Source organism: Mesorhizobium sp. WSM4807 (assembly GCF_055811615.1).
The window spans coordinates 19,894-30,338 of sequence record NZ_JBVVQY010000042.1; the positions used below are offsets into that span (position 1 = coordinate 19,894).

The window sequence follows — 10,445 nt, forward strand, 5'->3', positions numbered from 1 at the left end:
GCCCGCCAGCCTCAAGCAACTTCCCGAACGGGATCCAGGCCGACGGCGGCGGCCAGCCCGCCAATATCCTTTATCTCGGTATATTCGTAGAACGGGTTCGCGGGCTCGTGGCCGCGATTCACCCACACCTTGCTCTTGATACCGAGATCATAGGCGGTCATGAGATCGTAGCGGAATGAGGACGACACATGAGTGATGTCCTCCGGGCCGCAGCCGAGCTTGTCGAGCATGTATTCAAAGCCCTTCATCAGCGGCTTATAGGCGCCAACCTCTTCGGCGGTGATGACGGTGTGAAAGGGCGCGCCGAGCTTTTCCACATTCGACATGATCAGGCAGTTCATGGAGTTGGACAGGATCACCAGTGGGATTTCCTTGGCCACTCTGGACAGGCCAGCCGGGACGTCGGGGTGCGGACCCCAGGTTGGCACTTCGTCATAGATGCGTTGGGCGTCTTCGGGTTTGAACTGGATACCGATGCGCTTGCAGCTGCGTTCGATGGAATTCTGCACCACCTCGAGGAAGGGTTTCCATGGCCCCAGCACCTCGTCAAGGCGATAGCCTCTAAAAGCCTCCACGAAGCTGGCCATTGCCTCTGGGGAGAGGCGCTCGCCGTAGACGCGCCTCGCGGCACCGGCCATATCAAAATTGGTGAGCGTGCCGTAGCAGTCGAAGGTGATGTATTTCGGTCTGAACGTCGACATGGCGACCATCCTCCTGGTTTTCTCGGCACAGCGTGCCTGTACCGCAATCACCATAGTCGGAGATCTGGAAGACTAACGGCCGCATTCGCCGCGACCTGAAGCAGATCGTTTCGTATTGCGTCGCCGGTTTGGCAGAGAGTTGCGCCAGGTGTCCTTTCGAGCTTTGGGAGCAGCGCGGCCTGTCGGCCATGCCTCGGCAGAAGATGCGGCGCGAGCGGCGAAGGATAGTGAAAACGCGTGGCGCATGGCCGCCGGTCGGGAGGAACTGCTGTCTTTGGTGGTCTACCGTAAGCACCTGAAGACGAAGGCCGGAAATTCATCATGACCACACAACAGATCATCCTTGAAGAGATGACACCGGGGCACCTGGAAGGTGCTGTCGAGTTGTCTCGCCAAGTTAAATGGCCGCATCGCCGCGAGGATTGGGAACTGGTCCAGTCGGTCAGCCGGGGGATCGTCGCTCTGGAAGAAGAACGCGTGGTGGCGACCATCATGATGACCCCCTACGGCGACGATGCCGCCGCCATCAATATGGTCATCGTCGATGCGGCCATGCGCGGCCGCGGGCTCGGCCGAAAGATGATGGAAGAGGCGCTTGCCAAGGCGGGTGAGCGCATCTGTTGCCTGGCGGCGACACGGGAAGGTCTGCCGCTCTATGAGAAGCTGGGCTTCGTCACGACTGGCGAGATCGTACAGCATCAGGGCGAGGCATTGCCTGTTTCCGCGCCGGCCCGTGTATCCTGGGCCGAGAGCGGCGATCTTGCCCGCCTCGGGGTGCTGGATCGCGAGGCATTTGGCCATGACCGTTCGGCGCTGATGAAGCTGCTTCGCGAGCGCGCGAAGTTCGCTGTCATTCGCGATGAAGGCGATACCCAGGCCTTTTCCGCCATCCGGCCATTCGGCCGGGGACTGGTCATTGGGCCGGTGGTGGCGAGAAACGGTACCGAGGCCAAAGCCCTGATCGACTTTCTGCTCGCCCATCATCAGGGCAAGTTCGTCCGTGTCGATACCGACGTTTCAACGGATCTTGCTGAATGGCTCACCGGGCGCGGGCTCGCGCACGTCGGCGGTGGGATCACGATGCGACGCTCCATGGCCACGCACAAAGAAAGCAAGCCCGCGCATCACCGCACATATGCGTTGGTCAGTCAGGCACTCGGTTAAATCGGAGGAAGAAATGTTGGCAAACTCACTGATCGAACTCGATCGCGCGCATCTGGTTCACCCGTTTTCATGCTATCGGAGCCACGAGGAAACCGGTGTGCGGGTGCTCAAATCCGCCAAGGGCGCGATGGTGACCGATGCAAGCGGGAAAACGCTGCTGGACGGATTCGCAGGTCTATGGTGTGTAAACATCGGATACGGGCAGGAAAGCGTCGTCGAGGCAGCGGCCAAGCAGCTAAGAGAGCTTCCCTATGCGACGGGATATTTCGGGCTGGGGTCCGAGCCCGCCATTCGTCTTGCTGCCAGACTTGCCGAACTGGCGCCCGGCGATCTGAACCATGTCTATTTCACGCTGGGCGGTTCCGACGCAGTCGACAGCACGATCCGCTTCATTCGCTACTACTACCATGCCAAGGGTACGCCGCAAAAGGACCAGTTCATCTCGGTCGAGTATGGCTACCACGGATCCTCGACGGCAGGGTCCGGTCTGACCGCGATCCCCGCTTTCCATGCGGGCTTCGGCGTGCCTTACGACTGGCAGCACAAGATTCCCTCGCATTACGCCTATCGCAATCCGGTCGGTTCCGATCCGCAGACGATTATCGATGCATCGGTCGCGGCCCTGCGCGCCAAGATCGCGGAACTCGGCGCGAACCGCGTTGCGGCCTTCTACGCCGAACCCATTCAGGGTTCGGGCGGTGTCCTCGTTCCACCGACAGGCTGGCTGAAGGCCCTGCACGCCGTGTGCAAGGAACACGACATCCTGTTCGTTGCCGACGAAGTCATCACTGCCTTTGGCCGCACCGGTCCGCTCTTCGCCTGTGAAGATGACGATGTGGTGCCAGATTTCATAACCACGGCGAAGGGACTGACCTCGGGCTACGTGCCGATGGGCGCAGTCTTCATGTCGGACCATGTCTACAATACGATCGCGGACGGAGCCGGCAAAGCGCCTGTCGGCCATGGCTACACCTATTCAGCCCATCCCGTGAGCGCGGCGGTGGGGGTGGAATGCCTGCGTCTCTACGAAGAGGGCTTGCTCGAGAACGGGCGGAAGGCCGGGAAGCGCTTGATGGAAGGCCTTCGCTCGCTCGCCGACCACCCGCTGGTTGGCGATATTCGCGGTCGCGGCATGCTGGCCGCGGTCGAGTTGGTCACTGACAAGGAGCGCAAGACGCCGCTGCCGGCGGCAGCCGATCCGGGTCGCCGTATTTTCGATCGCGCATGGGCGAACGGCCTCATCATCCGCGCCTTCAACAGCGGCATCCTGGGCTATGCGCCGCCGCTCTGCTGCACGGAGGACGATATCGATGGAATCCTCGAACGCACGCGGATGACGCTGGACCAAACCCTCGAAGACAAGGACGTGCGGGCAGCAATGAAAATATGATCGTCCAGACTGCCGCCGCATGCGCGGGGCAGCCTCTTCCTCATCTGCCGAATATGGCGTCGAGCGGCAGGTGAGATTTCACGATAGGGGATTTCAGCACGACGAAGCTGAAATATTTGTCGATGCCGATGTCCATTTCGACAAGGCGCTCCATGACCGTCTGGTATTCGGTGATTCCCGCTGTGACAAACTTCACCAGGTAGTCGTAGCCGCCTGAAACAAGATGGCATTCGATGACGGAATCGATCTTCTCGACGGTGGCAAGAAACCGCGCGAAGTCGTTCTGCCGATGGTTCCTGAGCGTGATCTCGGTGAAGACCGTCAACGTCTGCCCGAGCTTGGAGACGTCGATCTGGGCGGAATAACCGGTGATGAAGCCTTCCGCCTGAAGCTTCTTGACCCGCATCAGGCAGGGGCTCGGTGACAGATACACCAGCTCGGCAAGCTCGACGTTGGATATGCGCCCGTTCTTTTGCAGCTCGGAGAGAATTTTGATGTCGATCTTGTCGAGCTTCATCAGAAACCTGTCACACGTTCGAACCGCGGATCGTCCGGCAAACGGCGTCCGTTACTTCCTGCGTGGTCGCGGTGCCACCAACGTCCGGCGTCACCACGCCTTCCCTTGTCACCGATTCCACAGCGCGCATCAGCCGGTCGGCCGCTTCGCTTTCGCCCAGATGGTCGAGCATCTGGGCGGCGGTCCAGAAGGTGGCGACAGGGTTGGCGATACCTTTGCCGGCAATGTCGAACGCCGAGCCGTGGATAGGCTCGAACATCGAGGGATAGCGCCGCTCGGGATCAATATTGGCGGTCGGTGCAACGCCGAGACTGCCCGCGAGCGCGCCTGCAAGGTCCGACAATATGTCGGCGTGAAGATTGGTGGCGACGATCGTATCGAGGCTCCGTGGTTTCAGCGTCATACGCGTCGTCATAGCATCAACCAGCATCTTGTCCCACGTGACGTCCGGGAATTCCCGTGCCACCTCGGCGGCGATTTCGTCCCACATTACCATGCCGTGACGCTGCGCGTTGGATTTCGTAACAACTGTCAGGAGCTTTCGCGGCCGTGACTGTGCCAGCCGGAATGCATAGCGCATGATGCGGGTGACGCCGACGCGCGTGAAGATCGCGACCTCGGTTCCGACTTCCTCGGGAAAGCCGCGATGGGCGCGGCCGCCGTGGCCCGAATACTCGCCCTCGGAATTCTCCCGCACGATCACCCAATCCAGATCGCCAGGGCCAACGCCCGCCAGCGGCGAAACAATACCGGGCAATATCCTTGTCGGCCGCACGTTCGCGTATTGATCAAAGCCTTGGCAAATCGGCAGCCGGAGGCCCCAGAGCGTGATGTCGTCGGGCACATCGGGAGCACCGACCGCGCCAAAGAAGATAGCGTCGAAACGCTTCAGTTGCGTCACACCGTCCTCGGGCATCATCCGACCATGGGCCTTGTAGTAGTCTGAGCCCCAGTCGAAGTGCTGGACGCGCAGCTTGAAGTCGCCGCAGCGCTCTTCAAGTGTCTCAAGCGCCTGGAGACCGGCGGCAATGACCTCTGGGCCGATCCCGTCGGCGGGAATGGCGGCAATCTCATATTCGCGCATCGTCACTTCCCCATTGTTTTCAGTGCTGGCCGCCTCGCGGCCTCAATCTCATGTGCGACCGGTTGGACGTTGGCAAATCGGTCTTCTCAGAATTCAGCGACCTTGCCCCACGCAGCGGTCTTCAGACGCTCCGGCCTATAAGGACGCGGATCGACGATCGGCTCGCTGCCGGTGATGATGTCGGCGATCATATGCCCGGCGCCGGGGCCAATCCCGAAGCCGTGGCCGCTGAATCCCGCCGCCAGGATGAAGCCCGGAATCCCATCGATTTCACCGACTGCCGGGATGCCATCGGGCGTGCTGTCGACATAGCCCGCCCAAGCATGAGAAATCGCGGTGCGCTTGAGTTCGGGCAGTAATTCGCAGGCTCTTTGATATGTCAGCCGAATCTGCCTCATGTCAGGTTTGGGGTCGAGAATCCGATTCCGTTCCATTGGTGTCACGTCGTCAAGTACCCATTTCCTCAGGCTTTCATGACCTTGACGCCAGCCCTCGAACGCTCCCGGGGCCAGACTGCGCCAGCGGCGGGCGAACATGGGCACGAACTCGCGGCTGAACCTGAGCTGCTGCGGCGTTGGATCGACTCGCGCCCGCCCGCTGATCGCCAGCGCGTATCCACCGTTGCCGCGCCGCGTCAGCGAGACGCGCGCGGTATGCAGGGCATCCGGCAGGCCTTCTGCGCCCGGCGCTACGGCTAGAATGGATTGACGCACGGCAGCTTGCGGGAAACGAATACCAAGCTGGTTGCAGAAGGAAGAAGCCCACGCGCCTCCGGCCATGACCACGGTCGTTGTCCGGATGGTTCCCGCTTCTGTAACGACGCCGCTGACCCGGCCGGCGCTCAACTCCAGCCCGCGCGCCGCGCAATTCTGATGTACGGTGCCGCCGGCCGCCATGATGCCGCGCGCGGCAACCGGCACCGCCTTTGATGGATCCGCCGTTCCGTCAGTTGGCGAGAACACGCCGCCTTTCCATTTGCGGCCGGTCGCCTTGCCCCGTTCGGTGGCTTCTTCCGCGCTCAGCACATGCGTCGTCACGCCAACCGTCCTTGCGAAATCGCGCCACTTTGCCCAGCCTGCCAACTCGTTTTCGTCCTGCGAGAGATAGAGCAGGCCGCAGCGGCGAAAGCCGGTGTCTTCGCCAGTCTCCTGCGCCACTTTTTCCCAGAGATCGAGGCTCTTGGTTGCCATCGGCAACTCGCGCGCGTCACGGTTCTGCTGCCGGCACCAGCCCCAGTTGCGGCTGGACTGTTCGGCGGCAACGCGCCCCTTCTCCAGCAGGGCAACGCTGACGCCGCGACGTGCGAGATAATAGGCCGTGAATACGCCTACCACGCCACCGCCGATGACGACGACGTCCGCCTCGCGAGGCAGGGATGGGCTGGAATCGATGTGAATGAGCGGTGCGGGCATGGACGGGACTCCGGTAATTTGAAGCATCGTAACCTGCGGCCCGCAGAGGCAGGCTGCGGAGTTCATGCCTGGACGGAATTTCCTGCGGTTTGCAGCCCATAGAACAGGCAATTGTTGCCGAAAAAGCGCTCGCTGGCCCCAACCTCGCAGGGGCAAGCAGGAGTACGATTCATCCAGTCGCGTGATCTGCGGCATGGGCTTTTCGGGACGCGGCGCGCAGTGACACAAGGCCTGTCGCGCACAAATTAGCGGACGAAGGACCTGGTTGTCTGATCCCGCCGGAACGGGAGCAGAGTGAAATGCCGAACCTGACGTTCTTTTCAGAAGTTCCTGCCGCCCGAGGGCCAAATTTCGACGACTATGCGGATACAGAACAGTCAAACTGGCTGAAAGAACGGAGCAACCCTTCCTTATAGCGGGCAAGCTCCAGAGGACTTCCGATAGCAGGGCTTACGCCTTCGGAGAGTTCTCCAAGAAAAGGGAACAGTGTCCGGTACACGGACCGAATTTCATCAAGGGAGCCGCCAAGATGAGCAGAATCAGTCTCTCGCAGCCTCAGCGCTCGAAGCGCCGAGATGACCAGACGACGGATGCTATGGTGAGGCGCTTCTGCTCAAAGCGCGATGATGTGGTCCGCAACAGCGTGGACCCGCTCGGTTCAAACGGGAGATGATCGCAATGGTCGCAAGCATCCAGCCTGTAGCCCCCCACGATGTGGCGCTTTCGGTGCGCGACCTCACGGTGAATTTGCCGCAGGGCATGGAACGGACTTATGCCGTCGAGAACATCTCGTTTGATCTGAAACGCGGCCAGATTCTGTGCGTCATTGGCGAGTCCGGATCCGGCAAGTCGGTCACCGCCAATGCCATCATGGGGCTACTGCCCAAGGTGATCCGCGTCTCCTCAGGCGCCATCCACCTCGATGGGATGAACATCGTAGGCATGCCGCAGGACAAGCTGCGCAGCCTGCGCGGCCGGGTCGTGTCGATGATCTTTCAGGACCCGCTGTCGGCGCTCAATCCGTTGATGACCGTGGGTGCGCAGATCGATGAGGTTATGGCGGCGCATGGCGTCGGCACTCCGAAATCCCGTCGCGGCCGCGCTGTCGAGTTGCTGACTGAGGTGGGACTGCCGGACCCGAAACTCATGTACCACCAGTATCCGTTCCGCCTCTCCGGCGGGCAGCGGCAGCGGGTGATGATCGCCATGTCGCTGGCACTCGAGCCCACGATCCTGATCGCGGATGAACCGACGACCGCGCTCGACGTGACCACACAGGCACAGATTCTGGAGCTGATCCGCGACATTCAGCGCCGCAAGGGAATGAGCGTCATGTTCATCACCCATGACTTCGGGGTGGTGGCCGAGATCGCAGACAGCGTCGTCGTGATGGAGAAGGGCCACATCGTAGAACAGGGTAGCGCTCAACAGGTCCTGAAGTCGCCCGGCCATCCCTACACCCGGCGCCTTATCGCAGCCGTCCCGCACCTGACCGGTGAGGACCGCGTTCCTCTGGAGACGGCCGACAAAGCGCCGATCCTGAAGGTCGAAGGCCTGGTGAAGACCTACCGCACCGGCAGTTCCCTGTTCGGCTCGCAGCGCGTCGTGCCCGCGGTCAACGAGGTCTCGTTCGATCTGGCGCCCGGGCGCACGCTGGGCGTTGTGGGCGAAAGCGGTTCCGGAAAATCGTCGCTTGGTCGGCTTTTGATCAAGCTGCTGGACAGCGACGGCGGCGGGATCCTGTTCGAGGGCCGCGACATCGCCAAGCTTTCCGAAGCCGAATTCCGCCCGCTGCGGCCGCGGGTCCAGATGATCTTCCAGGATCCCTTCGCCTCGCTCAACCCGCGCTCGACGATCGGCCACATCCTAACCGTTGGCCCAGTCGCGCACGGGACGCCCTATGCCCAGGCGCGTGATGAGGCGAAGGCGCTCCTGGCCCATGTCGGACTCGATGCCGGCGCCTTTGGCCGCTTTCCGCATGAATTTTCCGGTGGGCAGCGCCAGCGCATCGGCATCGCTCGGGCACTGATGTTCAAGCCGAAGCTGCTGATCGCCGATGAAGCTGTGTCGGCGCTCGACGTGTCGATCCAGGCCCAGATCCTGCAGCTGCTCGACCAGATCCAGCGGGAAACCGGCGTGTCGATGATCTTCATCACCCACGACCTGCGCGTCGCCAGCCAGATCTGCGACGAAATCGCGGTGATGCAGAAAGGGCGGATCGTGGAACGCGGTCCTCCCTCGCAAATCTTCCTCGACCCGCAATCAGCCTACACACGTGAGCTGGTGGCGGCGATTCCTGGAGAGCAGCCGGGATCTACCCGTCCGGTTGCAGCAAATGGGTAAGAGCCACGGCGGATACCGCCAGAACAAGGGGAATTCCAATGACTGAACGCTCAAACACCAAATCAAACTACTCGCGGCGCGATGCACTGCGATTGATGGCGATAGGCGGGGCGGCAGGCCTCATTGCGCCCAATCTGTTGGGCAAGCCCGCCTTCGCCCAGACCCCGCCAGCGAGCCCAACCGGTCGCGTCGTCGTCGGTCTCTCGCAGGAACCCACCGTGTTCAATCCGTTGATGCCGCATATCGAGGTCGACGACGCTGTGCATTTCTCGCTTTTCGATGCGCTCTTCCGCATGGATCCCAAAGGCGTTCTTCAGCCCAATCTTGCGGTCGAAGTGCCAAGCCAGAAAAACGGCGACATTTCAGAGGACGGTCTTAAGTGGCGCATCCGACTGCGTGACGATGTCCGCTGGCACGACGGCAAGCCCTTCACGGCCGAAGACGTGAAATTCACTCTTGAGCTCATCACCAATCCGAAATTCCGTGCGTGGCGCACGGCCGGCCATTCGCTGGTGCGCGATATCGAGGTGGTCTCGCCGACCGAGCTGACCTGGCGGATGGAGGAGGCTTTCGCCCCCTACCTGTCGTTTCTCGCCGAGACCTTCATGGTTCCCAAGCACATCCTCGAAAAAGAGGCCGACCCCAACGCCGCCGCCTTCAATCAGGCGCCTGTCGGCACTGGCGCATTCAAGTGGGCGCAGCGCGTTGCCGGCGACCATATCGAACTCGTCGCGAACGCGGATTATGTCGGGGAGGGCCCCTATTTGGAGCGGCTCGTCTTCAAATACGTCCCCGACATGACGGTGCTCTACACCCAGTTCAAGAGCGGCGACATCGATCTTGTCGACCAGGCATTCATAACCGCCGACCACTACGCGGAAGCCAGCAAACTATCGGATCGTGTGGTCAAGCTGGAGCCCGGGGCATCGGTCGAGTCGATCTATCTCAATCTTGAGAAGCCGCAATTCAAGGACCCGGCGGTCCGCCAGGCGCTCTACGCCGCAATCGATAGGAAAGCGATCCTCGAAGCAATTTATTACGGGGTCCACGCCCCCACCGAGACGTTCATGCCGCAGAGTTCCTACTACTACAATCCGAACCTGCCGGCCCAGGAGTTCAACATCGAGCGCGCGGGCCAGATCCTCGACGAGGCCGGCTGGGTACCCGGAGCCGATGGAATACGGGTGAAGGACGGGGTGCGTCTGTCGTTCGCCAACTCCACCACTTCCGGCAACCATTTGCGCGAGCAGACGCAGCAGTTCCTGCAGCAGACATTCGCCGAGATCGGGGTGGAGATGACCATCTCGAACCTGCCGGCCGCCGTCATGTGGGGCGATTTCTGGCTCAAATCGCAGTTCGAGTCAGCCATCTCCGGTGTAACCAATGTCATCGCGGGCGACCCCGACGTTTTCAACCGCCTGCACACCAAGGCGATCGTCGCGAAGGGCGGAAAGGGCTCGAACACAGGCCAATACTCCAACCCGGAGGTCGATGCGCTGCTCGAGAAGGGCGCCCGCACCTTCGATCGGGAACAGCGTCGCGCCATTTATCTGCGTGTGCAGGAAATCGTCCGTCAGGATCTGCCGTTCCTGCCTCTGTTTGCCTCCACCAACGTGTTCGGCCGCAAGGAAGGACTGGAGGGTTTCGAGGCAAATTCCAACACCCGCGTCGCATCCTGGCATGCCGCCGGATGGTATTGGAAGGGCTGATATACATACGCCGCGGGCCCCCCCCGGGGGGGGGGGGGGGGGAACGCCGGGGTTTAAAAAGGGTGAGATTAAATAGCGGGGTTTTTGAGAAAACCCGAGAAAAAACCCACCAACAGGGGCAGGTT

At 61.4% G+C, this 10,445-nt stretch carries 8 protein-coding genes; 4 read left to right on the forward strand and 4 right to left on the reverse strand.

Translation table 11 applies throughout. From position 1 onward, the window contains the following. Positions 1 to 11 precede the first annotated feature (11 nt). Positions 12 to 701: a haloacid dehalogenase type II gene (locus tag AC0L3N_RS30955; RefSeq protein ID WP_473551380.1), complete on the reverse strand. Its 690-nt coding sequence runs from the start codon at positions 699 to 701 to the stop codon at positions 12 to 14. 321 nt (positions 702 to 1,022) lie between these two features. On the opposite strand from AC0L3N_RS30955, the gene AC0L3N_RS30960 reads away from it, so the two are divergent. Both AC0L3N_RS30960 and AC0L3N_RS30965 read left to right on the forward strand, forming a co-directional pair. Continuing rightward, entirely contained in the window at positions 1,023 to 1,865 is an 843-nt protein-coding gene (locus AC0L3N_RS30960; RefSeq protein ID WP_473551381.1) for a GNAT family N-acetyltransferase, read from the forward strand. 13 nt (positions 1,866 to 1,878) lie between these two features. Then, entirely contained in the window at positions 1,879 to 3,255 is a 1,377-nt protein-coding gene (locus AC0L3N_RS30965) for an aminotransferase class III-fold pyridoxal phosphate-dependent enzyme (RefSeq protein ID WP_473551382.1), read from the forward strand. 40 nt (positions 3,256 to 3,295) lie between these two features. Here AC0L3N_RS30965 and AC0L3N_RS30970 read toward each other — a convergent pair whose 3' ends face one another. From AC0L3N_RS30970 to AC0L3N_RS30980, 3 genes are all read right to left on the reverse strand, one after another. After that, positions 3,296 to 3,772 (reverse strand): Lrp/AsnC family transcriptional regulator, encoded by a 477-nt coding sequence (locus tag AC0L3N_RS30970; RefSeq protein ID WP_123145906.1) that lies wholly within the window; start codon positions 3,770 to 3,772, stop codon positions 3,296 to 3,298. A 10-nt stretch (positions 3,773 to 3,782) separates the two neighbouring features. Beyond that, positions 3,783 to 4,856: a tartrate dehydrogenase gene (locus AC0L3N_RS30975; RefSeq protein ID WP_473551384.1), complete on the reverse strand. Its 1,074-nt coding sequence runs from the start codon at positions 4,854 to 4,856 to the stop codon at positions 3,783 to 3,785. 86 nt (positions 4,857 to 4,942) lie between these two features. After that, positions 4,943 to 6,268 (reverse strand): NAD(P)/FAD-dependent oxidoreductase, encoded by a 1,326-nt coding sequence (locus AC0L3N_RS30980; protein WP_473551394.1) that lies wholly within the window; start codon positions 6,266 to 6,268, stop codon positions 4,943 to 4,945. Positions 6,269 to 6,946: 678 nt separating this feature from the next. On the opposite strand from AC0L3N_RS30980, the gene AC0L3N_RS30985 reads away from it, so the two are divergent. Continuing rightward, positions 6,947 to 8,611 (forward strand): ABC transporter ATP-binding protein, encoded by a 1,665-nt coding sequence (locus tag AC0L3N_RS30985; protein ID WP_473551385.1) that lies wholly within the window; start codon positions 6,947 to 6,949, stop codon positions 8,609 to 8,611. 38 nt (positions 8,612 to 8,649) lie between these two features. After that, positions 8,650 to 10,320, forward strand: a complete 1,671-nt coding sequence (locus AC0L3N_RS30990; RefSeq protein WP_123145910.1) for a peptide ABC transporter substrate-binding protein — start codon at positions 8,650 to 8,652, stop codon at positions 10,318 to 10,320. Positions 10,321 to 10,445: the final 125 nt, after the last annotated feature.

Coding starts and splice junctions, on each gene's coding strand:
- AC0L3N_RS30955 (WP_473551380.1), bottom strand. CDS start 701: ATGTCGACGTTCAGACCGAAATACATCACCTTCGACTGCTACGGCACG.
- AC0L3N_RS30990 (WP_123145910.1), top strand. CDS start 8,650: ATGACTGAACGCTCAAACACCAAATCAAACTACTCGCGGCGCGATGCA.
- AC0L3N_RS30975 (WP_473551384.1), bottom strand. CDS start 4,856: ATGCGCGAATATGAGATTGCCGCCATTCCCGCCGACGGGATCGGCCCA.
- AC0L3N_RS30960 (WP_473551381.1), top strand. CDS start 1,023: ATGACCACACAACAGATCATCCTTGAAGAGATGACACCGGGGCACCTG.
- AC0L3N_RS30965 (WP_473551382.1), top strand. CDS start 1,879: ATGTTGGCAAACTCACTGATCGAACTCGATCGCGCGCATCTGGTTCAC.
- AC0L3N_RS30985 (WP_473551385.1), top strand. CDS start 6,947: ATGGTCGCAAGCATCCAGCCTGTAGCCCCCCACGATGTGGCGCTTTCG.
- AC0L3N_RS30980 (WP_473551394.1), bottom strand. CDS start 6,268: ATGCCCGCACCGCTCATTCACATCGATTCCAGCCCATCCCTGCCTCGC.
- AC0L3N_RS30970 (WP_123145906.1), bottom strand. CDS start 3,772: ATGAAGCTCGACAAGATCGACATCAAAATTCTCTCCGAGCTGCAAAAG.